Below are 17311 nucleotides of genomic sequence, written 5' to 3' on the forward strand. Positions count from 1 at the left end.
CTGGATTAATGAGGAAAAAGGGCCTTTTTCTAAAGAGTATGTAGATATTTGGTACGAACGCTATTGTCAGTTAAGTCACAAACGCAAAAAATAAATCATAGTAATAGTCAATATGTAGATAAAGACTGTGGTGAAATAAAAGAGATGTGATTTTAAGCAAGCGGTGTGGGCCCTGCCCTGGACCACCACCCTATAAGACTTCATCCATCCTGAATATTCACGACAATTTAAACAAATGGCTACGACAGCAAAAGTCGTAGCCATTTGTTTTTTTGATTATTTAGTATTGTGGTGATTGTCTTTTTGATAATCTTCATAAGCTTGCCAAACTTTCATTTGCACAGTTGGAAAGGCATAGTCTTCAAATTGATAGGGCGCTACCCAGGCATAATCCGCCTCACCAGAAGTAATCATATCATTGATTTTCTTTTCGTCCCCTGGCTTTAATTGCCCATAGGTTAATTGGATATGCCAAATCAAATGGGTGAAGACATGTTTAACTTGGCCGACTTCCTTACGCATGAATATAGGCGAAATCCCGTAAGCTTCCTGACTTTCAGCTATTAAAAAGGCCGTTTTCTCGTTTGCTGGCAGGTCTTGGTTGGCACTTGTCCCCAAATCGATTAAAGGCACTGTCCACAAGTTATTCAGCAATTTGTGTTGCGTCCTTTTCTCAATCAATACTTGTCCTTTAGCATTTTGCAAGATAAGGGCCTGATAATAGACGGGTTTGGCCTTGGCTTTCTTACTTTTAATTGGGTAGTTGTCCGTGGTCCCGGTCAGGGTTGCCATTGTAAAATCGCGCAATGGCGACAATTCGGGCATGGCTTTCTTCGGCGTTTCAAATGATGAACCGAGATCCATGATAGCCTGATTGAAGTCTCCTGGACGGTCGGGATCCACTAAATATTGGCCTACCGCTTCAAAAATCTTCCGGTTAGCTGGCTTTTGAATATCTGCGTTGATCATAAACAAACGAGAAATGACCCGCATGGCGTTGCCGTCGATGGCTGGCACGGGGATACCAAAGGCGATAGACCCGATGGCACCTGCTGTATAAGGACCAATCCCCTTCAACCTTTTGATGTCGGCTAAATTATCTGGGAAAATCCCGTCGTGGTCTGCCATAATTTGTTGGGCCGCTGCCTGCATGTTGCGGACTCTTGAGTAATAACCCAAACCTTCCCAAACTTTCAACAATTGGTCCTCTTCTGCTTCCGCCAAATCTTTGATAGTCGGAAAAGCAGCCAGAAAGCGGGCATAATAGCCAATCACGGTATCTACCCGAGTTTGCTGTAACATAATTTCTGACACCCAAATCCGGTATGGGTCCTTAGACTCCCGCCAAGGTAGACGGCGGCTTTCCTTGTCATACCAGTCTAGAAAAGTCTTTCTAAAGTCCTGGTTGGTAGCTGGCCCCCAAACTTGGACACCTTCAACTACCGGCCCCAAGTCTTGGATAGCCGACACATTCATATATAAAGACAGGTCGATATCTTGATTTACTTCAGTCACTACTTTGCTTGCTCCTCTATCTCTGTTATATATTTTTCTCGTATTTACCTATGATAACATTTATCCATTTTCTTCATCGTAAATCTCAAGCGCCTGATTAATTAATTCTGAAGGATACCCCTTATTGTAGAGCATCCCCTTCACTTTAAAGGTCAATTCTCGGCCCGAAAGTTTCTTATACCGGCGCATATATTTTTCCAAGTCTTTCTGTAAGACAGCCAATTCCTGGTCCTCATCCTGGTAATGGTCAGCAAGTTGCTGCATCAACTCTTGAATCAAATCACTGTCAAAACCCTTTTGCACCAAGTATTGTTTGGTCTTTTGGCTAGCATTTCGGTGTGATGCTTTTCGCAACTGCTTTTGAAAATATTTTTCCGCAATCGCATAAGCATTTTCAACCTCAGTGTCCCGGTCATATTCATTCAAGGACTGGTCAATTTCATCTTCCCCAAGTCCCTTATTTTTCAACTCCCGAGCAATCACATTCGGTCCTTTTTTATTGATATTCATAGCCGTTCGCGTATAGGCCTGACCGAACATAGTGTCATCGATCAGCTTGACCTCTTTCAACTTAGCAACCGCCTTCTCCATCACCTCAGGCTCAATTTCCTCCTCAGTTAACTTAGCCCGAACTTCCTTTTCAGACCGTAACTGGTGGCTCAAAAATCGGACCGCAAGCTGGTAGGCATAATCTTCCTTATCAGTTTGCTGGATATCCGCAATAAAATCCTTATCCAATACCTGCCCCTTATGCAAGGCAAATTTGACCAAAGTATTCTCACTGATCCCAAAAGCGAATTGACCCTTGATATACACATTGAACCGCTTCTTATTCTTTTTCTGAACTTCAATCAAAGTGATTTCCCCAGCAACCACCTCATCTTCCGAAGATTCAGCCGGTAATTCCGCCTCCTGAAAAAGGGTATCCGCTTTCTGAGCTCGCAATCCCTCAGCTTTGGCTAGTAAATCAGAGGCTAAGTTATTGGCACTTAAAGCAGAATTTTCAACATTCTCTGACGTTTGATGACGGGGCGCTTGTTTAACCCTTGCCTTTTTCTGGTAGCTAGGGGATTGTCCCCCTTCACTAGGGTCATTATATGAATGTTTTTTTCTTGTATAAGAGTCCTGCTTACTTTTTTTATCGACTGCTACTTTTGACGATTGCTTTGTATTACCAATGTCAGACAGCTTCATGGGGCGTCGTTTTTTTCCAGTCATGCACGCTTCCCTCCTCAAAAATCCTTGTATACGCTATATATTTTAGCACAGGAAAAGTTTTGGCAACAATTTCCGCTATTCCCTTGTCACTTTTCTCCTTGAGGTCGTTCTTATTTGTGTAAGTCATCCGGAGGGCTTACAAAACAAAACTTGGAGGGAATACCTATGAAAAACTTTGAATCTGCCAAATTAGAATTAACTTATTTGAACGTGGAAACGGATAAAGAAACACGCATTACTTTAAATGGTTTAATTGAAAACCCAGATACAGATAAAGTAAATGCTTTAGCACTTGCCCTTTCTGACTTAATCGAAGACGCCTTTACAGGTGCCGAAGCAGTTGAACGCTACACTGTTGCCTAGTCACTAATAAGCCATTTACATGTCCCTATTGTCCTAGAGGAGGATTCTTATGATTGAAGAAACAAATGTATTCGAATTAAAGTTTAAAACTGCTGACAACAAAACACGTACTGTTACTATTAAAAATCCTAAAGCAAACTTAGATGCCACAACTGTAGAAGCAGCCTTAAATGCTTTTATCGCTTCAGACGCGTTTGTGAATGAAGAAGGACACAAGATCTTCCACACTGCTGTTTCAGGCCGCTATGTTAACCGTCAAGTTCAAGATATTTATACAACAGAACCAGTAGACGCATAATCACACCGCAATAACACAAGGCTTGGGCAATTTGTCCAAGTCTCTTTTTTATACGCCATTTTTTATTGAATCTTTTCTTTGATATGCTATTTATTCATAATCCGTAGGCTTAATTCTATACGGTGTAAATTTTAAAGCCATGAGCTGAAGACTATCTAGTGACAATCAAATTCCAGCCTATCTTTTAGTTATATTTAGTCATTTCTGCTACGTCCTCGGCTTACACTTTCTCTATTATTACCTTAAGAATAAGATGTGATCCAGGGCGTTCAGGCAAGAGACGATGGAAAAACAATGTTTTTATAATTACCTTAATCATACAATCTAAGATATGATTTTTGAGTATTTTAAAGGGTGAGACGTTTTCTGCCCCACCCTTTTTGATATAAAAACAGTCGCATTTGTTCGTGGAACTTCAGGGCCACAAACGAATACGACTTTTCTATGTTATTCTACTAATCAATCAGGATTATAATTCAACTTTAACAACTAGGTTTCCGCCAACAGCGTCAACGATTTCTTGTAACGTTGCTAATGAAATGTTTTGTTGTCTTGATTCTACACGTGAGATGTAACTTTGTTTACGTCCAGAGATTTCAGCTAGACGTGCTTGAGAAATACCGCGTTTGCTACGAATTTCTAAAAGGATCTCTGCTGCATTTTGTGTTGCTTTTTGTCGAGCCGCTTCGCGTGGCTGTGCATTCGCAATTTTTAATTCTTCCATGTTCAGCCCTCCTTACTTATATATATTATACTACAAATTATTCGATATTAGTTATAAATCGCTTATAAATCTGACTTATTTGAAAAAACACCTATATAATGGTACAACTTTTTCACTATAATTGCTAGTAAATTCGACCGAATACTCCGTTTCTTACGAACAAACTCACATAAAATTCACTTATTGTATACGAACTACTTCACCAGGGGTCACTGAAGCTTCTGTTTTACCGTTCAATGATAGAAATTCATCCAAGGTTAAACCGTTATTGGTTGCAATTCGGTACGCATTATCACCTGATTGAACTGTGTACGTGCCGGCTGTATCTGTCTGACTACTTTCACTAGAGCTGTCATCTGATGATGAAGATGAGCTAGCACTTGAAGAAGTCGATGACGAAGATGATGAAGAACTAGATGATACACTTGGTGCTGTATAAGAAGGATCATTTGATCTTGATTGCGCTAATGATGCTGAATTCGCTTCATATTCCGCTGTTAAACTTGCTAAATCTGTACTGTAGTCTGCATTTTTGGTTAATTCCACAGATGATGCAACCGATGATGATTCACTAGATTCGACACTTGAATCACCTAAAGATACACCCGATCCGTTTCCACTAGTCGTTAATGGTTCAGCTGAATAATAGTCCAAACCGCTTAATGGCTGTGAATCCACTTGTACACCTAAAGGATTACCCTCTTCAGCGGACGCTCTCCACGGAATAATCATCAACACGACAGCAGCTATCACAATACCTACAACCGTAAATTGCGTCGTTCTAGATTGTGACTGCCATTTTTCAATAAATTCACCTAGCCATGCTGGCATAGTATTTCCCCCACCTTATAAAAAAGAAATTATGTGGTCAAATGTGCTGTAAAAATTCTACACACCTTTTACCACATATCGTATACGCTTAAAATAAGTTAATCCCAACTATAATGCGCATATTCAAAAATAAACGCCATAATCCTAAAGCATTTGCTTCATATTATAGCATAAAATACCCATACAATTTAACTTATAGATTACCCATAGATTGCAGTTGTGTTACAAAAAATCAATAATTCCAATTAACAGAATATAACTATTACCTCCTCTTCGCATAGCTAAAAAAGAAGCCTACGAATTTCTTCGCAAGCTCCCTTTAAATTCATCTAATTAGTCCTGGTCATAACCGTTTGGATTATTTGATTGCCATTTCCATGAATCACGGCACATATCTGCTAGATCATGTTCTGCTGTCCAGCCTAATAATGCTTTAGCATAAGATGCATCTGCGTAATTCGCAGCAACATCACCTGGTCGGCGGTCCACTAATTCATATGGCACTTCGACCCCATTTTGTTCCACAAATGTGTTAACTAAGTCTAAGACCGAATAACCAATACCGGTACCTAAGTTAACTGTTTCAACACCTTCATGTGCTAGGGCATGTTTAATTGCAGCAACATGTCCTTTTGCTAGATCAACTACGTGAATATAGTCACGTACACCAGTACCATCATGCGTAGGATAGTCACTACCGAATACTGATAGGTGGTCGCGTTTACCAATAGCTACTTGAGTAATGTAAGGCATCAAGTTATTGGGAATATCTGTTGGATCTTCTCCGATTAAACCTGATGCATGCGCACCAATTGGATTGAAGTAACGTAAAATCATGATTGACCACTGATCATCGGCCACAGCTAAATCTCGTAAAATTTGCTCATTCATGACCTTAGTATAACCATATGGGTTAGTTGCGCTTGTTGGTAGGTCTTCAGTTAATGGTGACTCGTTGTCCATACCGTAAACAGTAGCAGACGAAGAGAACACAATTTTATGCACATTAAATTCTTGCATAACTTCTAGAACTGATACCAATCCACCTAGGTTATTATCATAATATTTAATCGGTTTAGCAACAGACTCACCTACTGCTTTGAAGGCTGCGAAATGAATCACTGCTTCAATATTTTCTACTTCAAAGATATGGGTTAATGCCTCTTTGTCTAATACGTTTGCTTCATAGAAGCGTGGACGCACACCAGAAATTTCTTCAATTCGTTCTAAAACGACCGGTTTACTGTTTGAGTAATCATCCACGATCACGACATCATAGCCGGCTTGGATTAATTCAATTGTTGTGTGGGAACCGATATAACCAGTACCACCTGTAACTAGAATAGCCATCTTAATTCTCCTTTGATCATGCAATATTCAGCAGATTGCTTTCGTCATTTATATATTTAAGTCTATTGTATCATAGCGTGAAAAAAGAAATATATTAACAATATGATAAATTTCATTAAAAATGACTCGATTTAAAATATACCAATTACAAAATAGACAATAAATGCAATTTTTATAAATGCTAAAAAAGATTTTTCGTTAGTAGAAAAAAGTTGAAAAGATAATATATAACGGTGTATAATTAAATTGTATTAGAAAAGATTTCACAAGCAAGAGAAGTCCAATGTGCAAAAATAACAATTTTTGTGCACTGGTTTTTTTCTTGCTTTAATTTCTGTCTAAATCAACTTTATAAATATAGGAGGGAATGAATGAAAAGTAATAAGATATTTTATGGTTGGAAAATAGTAATCGGTGCGGTTTTAGTCCTGGTGGTTACTGGACCAGCAGGTGTTGCAATCGCAAATATTTATCAAAATTCTGTCACAGATGCTCTAAATATCTCTAGTAGCCAATTCTCAATCTCTAATACTTTAATTTTAAGTATTTCAGTCCTATTGTCATCTTGGGTATCAGGCTTACTCGCAAAAAACTTCAAAAAAGTATTCTTAATCGGTTCACTTATCTATGGTTTAGCTTACATGGCATTTGGCTTGGTAACGAATGTCTGGATGTTTTATCTATTGTCTATCGTTGTAGGTTTTGGCTTCTTAACTAGCTCGGCTATGGCTATGTCCATTTTAATATCCACCTGGTTTGTTGAAAAACGTGGTTTAGCTTTATCTATTGCCCTTGCAGGTTTAGGGGTTGGAGGGATTATATGGAGCCCCATCGTGACGAGCTTAATTAACGCTATTGGTTGGCGTGCTACTTATATGACATATGGTGCCATTATGTTAATCATTACTTTAGGTATTGGCCAATTCATTTTCGTTGCGAAACCTGAAGATAAAGGACTAGAAGCTTTAGGTGCTGATAACTTAAATAATCATCATGACCATGATGTTGAATTAAATGCCCGCGTACCATTCACTATGCAAGAATCATTACGTAAGCCATTCTTCATTTTATTACTATTAGGTGCTGTATTTGTCGGCCTAGCTAACAACGGTGGTTTAGATCAATTCCCCCCATTCATGCAAAGTTTACATGGTGCACAACAAGGTGCTGCAATCATCTCTATTTATTCTGCTGTTGGTATCTTAGGTAAATTATCTATGGGTGTTATTGCAGATAAACTTGCACTGTTATAGCAACCATTTGGTCATCTATCCTGTTAGCAATTGCTTATTTCTTAGCAGCTAATACGACCTCTTATGGCTTTGCAATCCTATTAGCAATCTTATTTGGTTTAGGTAATGCAAATGGTACAGTACTTGCACCTTTATTAATCTCTGCAATTTTCCCAGCACAAACTTACCCTCGTGTATTCGGCTTAGTAAACCAGTTCTTATTCTTAGGGATGATGTTTGGTTCATTAATGGCTGCATCAATTGCAGAAGCAACTTCATATACTTTAGCTTGGTATATTTTTGTTGCAGTACCACTCGCAATAATCGCATTATGGGGTGGTGCTTATCTACTTGCTAAAAAAGATTTCAAAGTTATCAAAAAATAGTTTGACTTGAAGTAACAAAAAATGCAATAATATAAATAGAGTAGATATGTCGCGTACGTATTCATCTCAATTTATTTACGACTGTCAATGCATCCCACTGCATTGGCTTTTTTCATCTTTAAAATAGAGTTGAAGTCAGATTAACCACTTGTATTTTCTTTTTTTATATACGTTAATGTGTAAATTATGCAATGTTTACCTTATATTTTCCAGAGAAAAGCTAACAAATGTATAAGTCTACATGTTATCATGGAATAATAAAATATGAGAATACAGTTAGGAGTATCAAGATGAAAATTGGGATAGTAGGTTTAGGTGTAATTGGTGGTTCCTTTGCAGAGGCATTACAAACTGCAGGTTATCAAGATATCTATGGAATTGATAATAACCAAGAAACACTTGATACTGCAGTAAATATGGGTATCATCAAGGAGGGTTTCTTAACAGGTGAAGGCATCTTGCCTGAAGTAGATTTAACGATTATAGCCTTGTATCCAAAAACTGCCGTAAAATTTACCCAAGCTAACCGTAATTTCTTTAAAGATGGTAGCATCTTAATGGATACAACCGGAATCAAAGAAACCTTTATGGCTGAAATGGCCACTATTTTACCTGAAAATATCGAAGTTGTTTACACCCACCCAATGGCAGGTCGGGAGAACCGAGGGATTGCCTACGCACAAGGGTCGGTATTTCAAGGCGCTAACTTCCTGATTACGCCAACTGAAGCCAATAATGAAGAAACTTTGGGCAAAATAGAAGCCCTAGCCACTGAAATGGGTTTCGGTAAAATCAATCGCGTTTCAGCTAGCTTCCATGACCAAATGATTTCATTCACCTCGCAACTGCCACATGCTATTGCGATTGCATTGATGAACTCAGACCATGAAAAACGCGAAACCGGTAAATTCACAGGTGACTCATACCCAGAATTAACCCGTATCGCCAAAATTAACGAAGACCTTTGGAGCGAACTTTTTATCGATAATAAGCATTACCTTTTACGATCGATTCAAGACTTTGAAGCACAGTTAAACCTGATCAAAGACGCCATTCGCATCGAAGACCGTGAGCAATTAAAAGAATTGTTCAGACATTCAACTGCTAATCGCTTGAAACTAGAAGCCCAAATGGACGAAAGGAAAAGACGAGGACGAGAGCGAAACCGCTAAGCTCAACAATGCCTGAAGACTAAGGACCTATCACACAAAGTGTACTGCAACATAGTCTGAAGCAGACTTGAGCTGGTTGAGTGAACTCGACTATAAGGTGTAAAAGTCTCTTTATCCTCTTTTAAGATGATTATGTAATATCCAGAGACGTGATGTGTTCGCGTCTCTTTTTCTATCTAACAAAGGCTAAAAAATTGATTTCTAGCCTCCAAAAAGTAAAGGTCGGCTCTCTTATCTTGATTTTTCTTATCAATCATGACCGTCTTTTGGTAAGTCTGATAGTAGGCAATATATTCCTTTTTTCACAAATGATAAGTTATAATGATTGGGATAACTATACTAAATTGAAAAGAGGTTGAGATTTATGAATAAGAAATTGGGTATTCTCTCATTAACGGCATTGTCATTGGTGCTTGCGGCATGTGGGAATGGTGGCACAACGACGGATAATGAGGAAGCAGCTAAAAGCATCAAGGTGACGGTGAACGGCGAACTGGCGTCACTTGATAGTATTTCTTCAACGGATTCGCCAAGTCAAAATACCATTGCCAACGTAATGGAAGGTTTATACCGCCCCGCTGATAAGGGTAGTAACGAATTAGGGGTTGCAGCTGAGGAGCCAACCGTTTCAGAAGACGGTTTAACTTATACCTTCACCATCCGTGACGATGCAGACTGGTCAAATGGTGACCCGGTAACTGCACAAGACTTCGTTTATACCTACCAAAAAACAGTTACACCTGAAACTATTGGTGGAAACGCCAATAAATTCTATGTCATTGAAAATGCGGAAGCCATCGCAAACGGCGAAGCTGAACCGGATACGCTAGGTGTTAAAGCCATCGATGATAAAACATTGGAGTTCACCCTTGCCTCGCCAACAACTTACTTCACTGACTTACTAGCCACACCTTACTACTTACCAGTCAACCATAATGTGGCCACTGAATTGGGTTCTGACTACGGAACTTCTGCAGAAAACGTCGTATATAACGGACCTTTTGAAGTGAGTGACTGGAATTCAACTGAAATTGAATGGACATTAACGAAAAATGACGAGTACTGGGACGCTGAAAATGTTGATTTAGATCAAATCGAATGGGTAATGTCTAAAGAAAACTCAACAAACGTGAACTTATTTGAAGGTGGCGAACTCCAATACACTGAAATCACTACCCCTTACGTTCAAGAATACCAAGACTCTGAAGTCTTACACATCGAACCTAAAGGGATGATTGGTTACATGGAATTCAACTCCCAATCAAGTCCAACAAATAACGTCCACTTCCGTCGCGCCATCAGCCAAGCTTATGACAAAGAAGCGTTTGTTGACGCCATCCTTGACGACGGTTCACAAGCAGCAGGTGGTTGGATTCCATCAGAATTCGGTTCTGATCCAGAAACAGGCATCGACTTCCGTGAAGAGAATGGCGACCTAATGACATTTGACTTAGAAGCTGCCCAAGAAGAATGGGCCTTAGCCTTAGAAGACTTAGGAACAGATACAGTTGAAATTGAATTGTTAACTTCTGATACAGATACATCAAAAGCCACATCAGAATACCTACAAGCCCAACTTCAAACCAACCTACCAGGTTTAACGGTGACCGTACGTAACGTACCATTAAAATCCCGTCAAGCCATCACAGGAACAGGCGAATTTGACATCGTATACGGTACCTATAACCCGTCTTATGCCGATCCAACTGCCTTCCTTGACTACTTCGTGACTGGTTCATCATTATCATCAGGTGATTTCTCAGACGCCACTTACGATGAATTAATGACCGAAGGCAAAACAACTAACGCCCTTGACCCAGCAGCGCGTTGGGATAACTTCCTAGCCGCTGAAAAATATCTAGTAGAAGATGCTGCAGCAGTCAGCCCGATCTACCAAGGAGCCTACGCAAACCTAATTGACCCAGCCTTGGAAAACGTCATCAACCAACCAAATGGGGTTGCGCAATACTACCGCGCAGCTACGTACAACGTCACTGAATAACGTATTTAAACAACCCATAACAAACAAAATCCCTAGATATCATCACAGATAGATCTAGGGATTTTTGACTTTGTCTATTTAATCGAGGTAAACCAATTGAATAATGGGTGGTGAATTATTGAGTAAATCGATCGAATAATATTATTTGGTATCATAGTCTAGGTTGGCATACAAACCCTTCAAAATTTAAATGATTTAAACTTTGAAGTAATGAATTTGACTGAGTATCCTATTCGTATACAAAGCCAAATTAAATGGTAGTTATATGATACCCAGTATGCCGAAGGCTTCTATTTTTATATTTACTCTGCTGCATTATTTACAGACTTGGCAACAATTTTAGATACGTTAGGGTTGAAGGCATTTGGAATAATGTTTTCAACTGATAACTCGTCATCTGGGATAATGCTTGCGATACCTTGAGCTGCAGCGATTTGCATTTCTTCAGTAATATCACTTGCACGTGCATCCAAAGCACCACGGAAGATACCAGGGAATGCTAAAACATTATTGATTTGGTTAGGGAAGTCACTACGTCCAGTTGCAACGATAAATGCGCCACCTTCTTTAGCTTCATCCGGCATAATTTCTGGTGTTGGATTAGCCATGGCGAAGATAATCGCTTTTTCATTCATTGTTTTGATCCATTCTTTTTTGAAGACGTTAGGCGCAGAAACACCGATAAATACATCCGCATCTTTCACAACTTCTTCTAGTGAACCTTTCAAGTGGTCAGGGTTAGAAATAGCAGCTAACTCTTTGTGACGATCTTGTAATTCAGGATTATCTTCAGAAATTGCCCCATCAATATCACATACAACTACATTTGTTGCACCTGCGTGGATCATTTTCTTGGCAATAGCAGTACCAGCTGAACCACCACCATTGATCACAATTTTCACATCTTCAATCGTTTTTTCAGCTACTTTTAAGGCATTGATTAAACCAGCTAAAACAACGATTGCAGTACCGTGTTGGTCATCATGGAAAACTGGAATATCCAATTCTTCTTTTAGACGACGTTCAATTTCAAAACAACGTGGTGCCGCAATATCTTCTAAGTTGATCCCACCAAATGATGGTGCAATAGCTTTAACATGCGAAATAATTTCTTCAACGTCTTGTGTGTCTAATGAAATTGGCACAGCGTCAACATCTGCGAAAGCTTTGAATAAGGCAGCTTTACCTTCCATAACTGGAATTGCTGCTTCTGGGCCGATGTTTCCTAAACCTAAAACGGCAGAACCGTCAGTCACAACAGCTACTAGATTCCGTTTACTAGTGTAACGGTAAACATCCTCTTTATTTTCAGCGATTGCTGAACTTACTGCTGCTACACCCGGTGTGTAAGCAACAGCTAATTCGTCCATGTTTGTGATTGGCACTTTTGAGATGACCTCAATTTTTCCGCCTTTTTCTTCACTTAATTGTAATGCTGCTTGTTTTACGTCTGTCATATTTATACGTCCTTTCTAAAAACTGTCTATGCGAATAAGTTTAATAAAGTAATCATGATGGAAATGGTAATCGCCCCACCAATACGGGTAGCTACTTGAGCAAATGGCATCAAGCTGTTACGGTCAGTAGTCGCTAGAATCGCTACGTTCCCGGTACCACCCATTGCGGATTGGTTTAGGGATAAAATAGCTGATTCAATTTGATACATATTCAAGAATTTACCTAGGATAAACCCGGTTAAACCTAAAACAATTACTACTGAAAGTACCACCACTACATATTGCCAAGTTAAAACATCTAAAACTGCTTTTAAGTCTAAGTAGATAATTCCTAAACCAACCATTAGTGGCGCAGTAAAGTTACTTGAAATAAAACCGTTTAATTGCTTAGCACCCTCTTCGATGCTTGCTGGCAATACTTGGAAGTATTTCATTAAAGTAGAAGCAAAAATTACAATAACCGCTGCTGGTAATCCGATAATACCTTGCATTAAGTTACCAAAGATATAAACAGCAACTAACAAGAATAAACCGATACCGATACTTTGGAAATTGATCGGCGTCTTTTCTTCTTTTTTGGCCGCTATATTCTCTGATTTATCAGCTTTTGAAGGTGTTTGGCGAACCAGTGTGCCGTTCCCTGAAAGTTCTGGATGTTTCTCACCAAAACGGCCAACAATGGCTGCAACACCAATCGAGAAGAAGTTGGAAAGGATTGAAGCAGGTGCCAAAATAGCTACCATTGCCCCGTAATCGATATTTTGAACTTCACTATAACCTTGAGCTAGAGGTAAAACCCCGCCCCCAATACCACCAGCCATAGCCGGTGTTACGATATTAAATAGGGTTTCTTGGAAGCCGATACCCACAAGTTGGCCAATAGCTGCTGGAACGAACATCGCTAAAACCAAACCAACTGACATTGGAATCACCATGCGGGCGAATCCTTGTACCAATACCTGGCGGTTCATTCCAAGAATAGAGCCCGTTACCAAGGCAAAGACGTATAGGTCTAAGAAGTTGGCATCACTCATCAGCATAGTCACTGATTCAATGGCATTATCTGGTAACAAGCCATAAAAAACCAAAACGGCGGGTATCAACATAGAAAGAATGGTTGAACCCCCAAATTTATTTAGGCCAGGAATGGTGTCCCCAATTTTCCCAAGGGCCCATCCAAGCGTTAGGATCACACCAAACCCTCCTAACATATCAACAGGTAGGCTTTCAGTTACTGCAGCCATTAAAATAATTGCTGCGAATAAGAGAAACCAGGGTAATGGCATGGGGCCGACTTTGACGCCCTGCCACGCTGACACTGTTGATCTTTCATCCCGTGCAAGATCTGACATTGTATTTCCTCCTCATATATTTCTGATCGACTATAGTATATGCCTGATCTTTGAATTTTTCTCTTTATTTAAGTTTTTAAAGTCTTATTTGAACTTTATAAATTAAAGGGCTATACTGAAATTTGATAGGAAATGCGCTGAAAATGTGCATGAAAATATGAGAAAAAATAAGGGAGGACAGCCAAGTTGATTAAATGGCATAATTTACGACTCCTCACCAAGCTCATGTTAATGATTATTTCAACGGTAGCAATCACAGTGGGCTGCCTTTATTTAATGACACGTCACTTAAATAAAGATGCCATCATTGAAACGGAATCTAGCTACCTATTAAACATGGGTGAAGACATAGCGGATGAAGAAGAAATCATCACTGCCCTAGAAAATAACCAAACATCGCAAACACTCACTGACTTTACTCATGCCTACGAAGACCAATATCACCTAGACTATGTGGTGGTCATTAATACCGATTCTATACGCTTGAGCCATCCAGACCCGGACCTGATTAATCAGCCATTTGCGGGCGGAGACGAGGAAAATGTCTTCACCGGTCAATCTTATGTGTCAACAGGGATTGGTACCCTCGGTAATTCCTTGCGGTCTTTTGCGCCAGTTATTCAAGACGACCAAGTCATTGGGGCCGTTGTCGTTGGTAAAACCAACCATGCTATTGATGTCTTCTCTGAAAAATATGACCAGCAAACAACTAGCGCCCTCATTGTTAGTATAGCTATCGGTGTAACGGTCGCGATTTTCGTTTCTTATACTATTAAAAAAGAGCTCTTCAATATGGAACCAAAGGAAATCGCTAAAGCCTTCGAGGAAAGATCGGCCATGATAGCCTACAGCCATGACGCCATTATTGTCACCAACCAATACGGTGAAATTACCCTAGCCAACAAAGAGGCGCTACGCCATTTTCCAATTCCAGACAAAGAAAATAAGACACAATTGGATAATGTGATCAGTCTACCTGAAATGAACGGCGATCACAGTGCGGTCTTCCACTATCAAGATAAGGAGTACCTGATTTCGCAAGCGGACATTCTGGTACAAGAAAACTTGGTGGGTCAAATTTATATCATTAGGGACACCAGCGAGATTTATGCCCTGCTGGACCAACTGCATTCAACTGCTGAATATGCCCAGTTGCTACAAGTTCAGGCCCATGAATTCTTGAACCGCCTGCATGTGATTTACGGTTTAACTGATTTAGAAGAATATGATGCACTAGACCAATACCTGGCTTCATTGATTAAGGACGAGGAAGATTTGACGATTCGGCTGTCCATGTTGGTTAAAAACCCAACCATTGCTGGCCATTTAATTGGGGAACACCGGATTTTAAAACAAAGTTTGAAGGACTTACGACTTGAAATTCACAATGAAATTCCAAACACCTATGAAGCGACTACCAACCAATTATGGATGGAAACAGTCGCTGTCATTGATAAGGAACTACGTCAATTAGGTCAGAATTCACGCTTATGGCTATCACTTGATTTTGATACCGACCGTTGCCAACTCATCACCAACTACCGCCTACAAGGAGACGTCGACCACCTATATACATGGCTTTCTGACTACCCATGGGGGACTGAACAGGTTACGACCGAATTATCCATGCACGACCAACAACTGAACTTTTCAATCCGCATTGATTACACACAAGGAGATGCCCATGAATTATAAGACACTACTTGTCGAAGACGATCCAATGGTTGTCATGATTAATCAGCGTTTCGTTGAAGCCATAGACGACTTCAAAGTCACCGCCATCGCCCAAAACTTGGACCAGGGTAAAGAATTTTTACTAACCCAGCCCTTTGACCTCGTTTTAATAGACATTAATTTGAAAAATGAGTCAGGTCTCGACCTCGTTAAGTGGATTCGGGATCAGTCAATTCCCGTCGAATTCATTATTATTTCGGCAGCCAACCAAGCGGCTACTGTCGAAACAGCCTCCGCTTACGGGGCAGTTGACTATCTACTCAAACCATTTAATGCTGAGCGGTTGCACCAAAGCCTGCACCACTTTAAACAAAAGCACCAAGTCCTGCATAATAAAGACCATCTAGACCAAGCCAGCCTAGACTCACTATACGGACAAGGCGTTCAAGGATTAGACCTAGATAACGAACCCCTACAAAAAGGCATATCTAGAAAAACCTTACAGCATTTGATGACTGTTATTAGAGCAGTCGACGAGCCCTTTGACATTGAGGAATTGGTCAGTAAAACCACCCTTTCCCATGTCACCATCAGAAAATACATCCAATTCTTGGTCGACCACAAAGTATTAAATGAAGAAACCCAATACGGGTCAATCGGGCGACCAACCACCGTATATTGGTTAGAAGTATAAAAAAGGTTGCGACAAATGTCGATTAGACTTGTAACTTCTAACGCATTTAAGCAAGTAAGAGCTGTAGCGCAAACTCGCTCATAAACTTATTTTTGAAGTGGCACGGGTCTGACATTTGGAGCCGATTAAAGGTGAAAGAGCCGATTACAAGTTCCGGCACAAACTATTCATAACTTACTCAAAAAAAGAGGTTAGAATCATTGTCCAATGATTCTAACCTCTTTTTTTAAATTAAAATATTATACGCAAATCTGGAACCCACTCTAAAACGCCCAACTTACTGTTTTATCAACTATTCAAACACTTTTATCTAGCTCTAACTGTCAAAGGAAAAAGGAAGCTCTTGCGGTCAATCACCACAATCACTTCCTTTATTATTTACCTTCTATTTAGCATAGCGACTTTCTTTGAAGTCTAATCCCAAGTGGTCACGTAATGTGTCCCCTTCATATTCGTATGAGTAGTAGCCACGTTCTGCAATCTTAGCCAATACATTGTCGAAGAATTCGTCGTAAGCATCCCCAAATACTTGCTCATTTAACATGAATCCATCTGCTGCATCATTTTCCAACCAGTAGATTAATTTGTCCGCTAATTCATCATATGTACCATAGAAGTTTCCTTTTGGTGTAGCCGTTTGTAGGGCTACTTCACGTAAGGTTAAGTGCTCTTCTTTGGCTTGTGCTTTGATCGCGTCACTTGTTGAACGGAATCCGTCAGATCCTACTTCTCCTAAGTCTGGGAATGGTGCATCTGGATCGTATTGTTTGAAGTCGTGGTGGTCGAAGAAGCGTGCTAAGTAATCTAGCGCTTCATCCAAGCTGATTAATTGTTGTAATTTCTCATAGTTAGCAGCAACTTCTTCTTCAGTTGCACCAGTAATTGGTGATAATGATGGTAAAATAACCACTTTTTCTGGGTCACGGCCGTTGGCTTTTACAGCGTCTTTAACAGCTTTGTAGTACTCTTGGGCTTTTTCTAAGGTGCCAGCAGCATTAAAAATCACTTCACCGTGTTTAGCTGCAAATTCAATCCCTTTAGGA

Annotated in this window: 16 protein-coding genes; 8 read left to right on the plus strand and 8 right to left on the minus strand. The window is 39.9% G+C overall.

The annotated features are described in order from the left end of the window. Positions 1-276: 276 nt before the first annotated feature. Together mutY and recX are read right to left on the minus strand one after the other, a co-directional pair. Positions 277-1515 carry an A/G-specific adenine glycosylase gene (mutY, locus tag ACRCJ0_RS03885; RefSeq protein WP_431389550.1) on the minus strand — a complete coding sequence of 413 codons (1239 nt, stop codon included), beginning with the start codon at positions 1513-1515 and terminating at the stop codon, positions 277-279. Positions 1516-1575: 60 nt separating this feature from the next. Continuing rightward, positions 1576-2733: a recombination regulator RecX gene (gene recX / locus ACRCJ0_RS03890; protein WP_431389551.1), complete on the minus strand. Its 1158-nt coding sequence runs from the start codon at positions 2731-2733 to the stop codon at positions 1576-1578. A 165-nt stretch (positions 2734-2898) separates the two neighbouring features. Here recX and ACRCJ0_RS03895 point away from each other — a divergent pair, with 165 nt between their 5' ends. Together ACRCJ0_RS03895 and ACRCJ0_RS03900 are read left to right on the plus strand one after the other, a co-directional pair. Beyond that, a complete protein-coding gene (locus tag ACRCJ0_RS03895; RefSeq protein ID WP_003141241.1) occupies positions 2899-3096 on the plus strand; it encodes a hypothetical protein in 198 nt (65 codons plus the stop codon). Between the two features lie 49 nt (positions 3097-3145). Continuing rightward, positions 3146-3394, plus strand: a complete 249-nt coding sequence (locus tag ACRCJ0_RS03900; protein ID WP_417893409.1) for a DUF2922 domain-containing protein — start codon at positions 3146-3148, stop codon at positions 3392-3394. Between the two features lie 469 nt (positions 3395-3863). Here ACRCJ0_RS03900 and ACRCJ0_RS03905 read toward each other — a convergent pair whose 3' ends face one another. The 3 genes from ACRCJ0_RS03905 to galE form a co-directional block, all read right to left on the minus strand. Beyond that, a complete protein-coding gene (locus ACRCJ0_RS03905; RefSeq protein WP_003141237.1) occupies positions 3864-4118 on the minus strand; it encodes a helix-turn-helix domain-containing protein in 255 nt (84 codons plus the stop codon). 180 nt (positions 4119-4298) lie between these two features. After that, the gene (locus ACRCJ0_RS03910) at positions 4299-4949 is read right to left on the minus strand and encodes a LysM peptidoglycan-binding domain-containing protein (RefSeq protein ID WP_431389552.1); all 651 of its coding nucleotides are present in this window, start codon (positions 4947-4949) and stop codon (positions 4299-4301) included. Positions 4950-5282: 333 nt separating this feature from the next. Next, a complete protein-coding gene (galE, locus tag ACRCJ0_RS03915) occupies positions 5283-6299 on the minus strand; it encodes a UDP-glucose 4-epimerase GalE (protein WP_431389553.1) in 1017 nt (338 codons plus the stop codon). A 371-nt stretch (positions 6300-6670) separates the two neighbouring features. On the opposite strand from galE, the gene ACRCJ0_RS03920 reads away from it, so the two are divergent. From ACRCJ0_RS03920 to ACRCJ0_RS03935, 4 genes are all read left to right on the plus strand, one after another. Continuing rightward, a complete protein-coding gene (locus ACRCJ0_RS03920; protein WP_431389554.1) occupies positions 6671-7552 on the plus strand; it encodes an MFS transporter in 882 nt (293 codons plus the stop codon). Positions 7553-7569: 17 nt separating this feature from the next. Further along, positions 7570-7917, plus strand: a complete 348-nt coding sequence (locus tag ACRCJ0_RS03925) for an MFS transporter (protein WP_431389559.1) — start codon at positions 7570-7572, stop codon at positions 7915-7917. Positions 7918-8207: 290 nt separating this feature from the next. After that, positions 8208-9089, plus strand: coding sequence for a prephenate dehydrogenase (locus ACRCJ0_RS03930; protein ID WP_431389555.1), 882 nt, complete (start codon positions 8208-8210; stop codon positions 9087-9089). A 364-nt stretch (positions 9090-9453) separates the two neighbouring features. Continuing rightward, complete coding sequence (locus tag ACRCJ0_RS03935) at positions 9454-11091, plus strand: ABC transporter substrate-binding protein (protein WP_431389556.1); 1638 nt, start codon at positions 9454-9456, stop codon at positions 11089-11091. Positions 11092-11393: 302 nt separating this feature from the next. Here the strand turns inward: ACRCJ0_RS03935 and ACRCJ0_RS03940 are convergent, their stop codons facing one another. Both ACRCJ0_RS03940 and ACRCJ0_RS03945 read right to left on the minus strand, forming a co-directional pair. Beyond that, positions 11394-12548 carry an NAD(P)-dependent malic enzyme gene (locus ACRCJ0_RS03940; protein ID WP_431387710.1) on the minus strand — a complete coding sequence of 385 codons (1155 nt, stop codon included), beginning with the start codon at positions 12546-12548 and terminating at the stop codon, positions 11394-11396. 26 nt (positions 12549-12574) lie between these two features. Next, positions 12575-13900 (minus strand): 2-hydroxycarboxylate transporter family protein, encoded by a 1326-nt coding sequence (locus ACRCJ0_RS03945; protein WP_417893403.1) that lies wholly within the window; start codon positions 13898-13900, stop codon positions 12575-12577. Between the two features lie 186 nt (positions 13901-14086). Here ACRCJ0_RS03945 and ACRCJ0_RS03950 point away from each other — a divergent pair, with 186 nt between their 5' ends. Together ACRCJ0_RS03950 and ACRCJ0_RS03955 are read left to right on the plus strand one after the other, a co-directional pair. After that, positions 14087-15595, plus strand: coding sequence for a Spo0B domain-containing protein (locus ACRCJ0_RS03950; RefSeq protein WP_431389557.1), 1509 nt, complete (start codon positions 14087-14089; stop codon positions 15593-15595). Further along, entirely contained in the window at positions 15585-16268 is a 684-nt protein-coding gene (locus ACRCJ0_RS03955) for a response regulator (protein WP_431387712.1), read from the plus strand. Before ACRCJ0_RS03950 ends, ACRCJ0_RS03955 begins: the two co-directional genes overlap by 11 nt. Positions 16269-16653: 385 nt before the next feature. Here ACRCJ0_RS03955 and ACRCJ0_RS03960 read toward each other — a convergent pair. Next, a partial coding sequence (locus tag ACRCJ0_RS03960; protein ID WP_431389558.1) for an LLM class flavin-dependent oxidoreductase occupies positions 16654-17311 on the minus strand: 658 nt, incomplete at its 5' end.

It is taken from the genome of Aerococcus sp. L_32, assembly GCF_050689315.1.

Excerpts from the sequence above, each read along its gene's own strand:
- recX (WP_431389551.1), bottom strand. The coding sequence starts at position 2,733 with ATGACTGGAAAAAAACGACGCCCCATGAAGCTGTCTGACATTGGTAAT.
- ACRCJ0_RS03895 (WP_003141241.1), top strand. The coding sequence starts at position 2,899 with ATGAAAAACTTTGAATCTGCCAAATTAGAATTAACTTATTTGAACGTG.
- ACRCJ0_RS03900 (WP_417893409.1), top strand. The coding sequence starts at position 3,146 with ATGATTGAAGAAACAAATGTATTCGAATTAAAGTTTAAAACTGCTGAC.
- ACRCJ0_RS03905 (WP_003141237.1), bottom strand. The coding sequence starts at position 4,118 with ATGGAAGAATTAAAAATTGCGAATGCACAGCCACGCGAAGCGGCTCGA.
- ACRCJ0_RS03910 (WP_431389552.1), bottom strand. The coding sequence starts at position 4,949 with ATGCCAGCATGGCTAGGTGAATTTATTGAAAAATGGCAGTCACAATCT.
- galE (WP_431389553.1), bottom strand. The coding sequence starts at position 6,299 with ATGGCTATTCTAGTTACAGGTGGTACTGGTTATATCGGTTCCCACACA.
- ACRCJ0_RS03920 (WP_431389554.1), top strand. The coding sequence starts at position 6,671 with ATGAAAAGTAATAAGATATTTTATGGTTGGAAAATAGTAATCGGTGCG.
- ACRCJ0_RS03930 (WP_431389555.1), top strand. The coding sequence starts at position 8,208 with ATGAAAATTGGGATAGTAGGTTTAGGTGTAATTGGTGGTTCCTTTGCA.
- ACRCJ0_RS03935 (WP_431389556.1), top strand. The coding sequence starts at position 9,454 with ATGAATAAGAAATTGGGTATTCTCTCATTAACGGCATTGTCATTGGTG.
- ACRCJ0_RS03940 (WP_431387710.1), bottom strand. The coding sequence starts at position 12,548 with ATGACAGACGTAAAACAAGCAGCATTACAATTAAGTGAAGAAAAAGGC.
- ACRCJ0_RS03945 (WP_417893403.1), bottom strand. The coding sequence starts at position 13,900 with ATGTCAGATCTTGCACGGGATGAAAGATCAACAGTGTCAGCGTGGCAG.
- ACRCJ0_RS03955 (WP_431387712.1), top strand. The coding sequence starts at position 15,585 with ATGAATTATAAGACACTACTTGTCGAAGACGATCCAATGGTTGTCATG.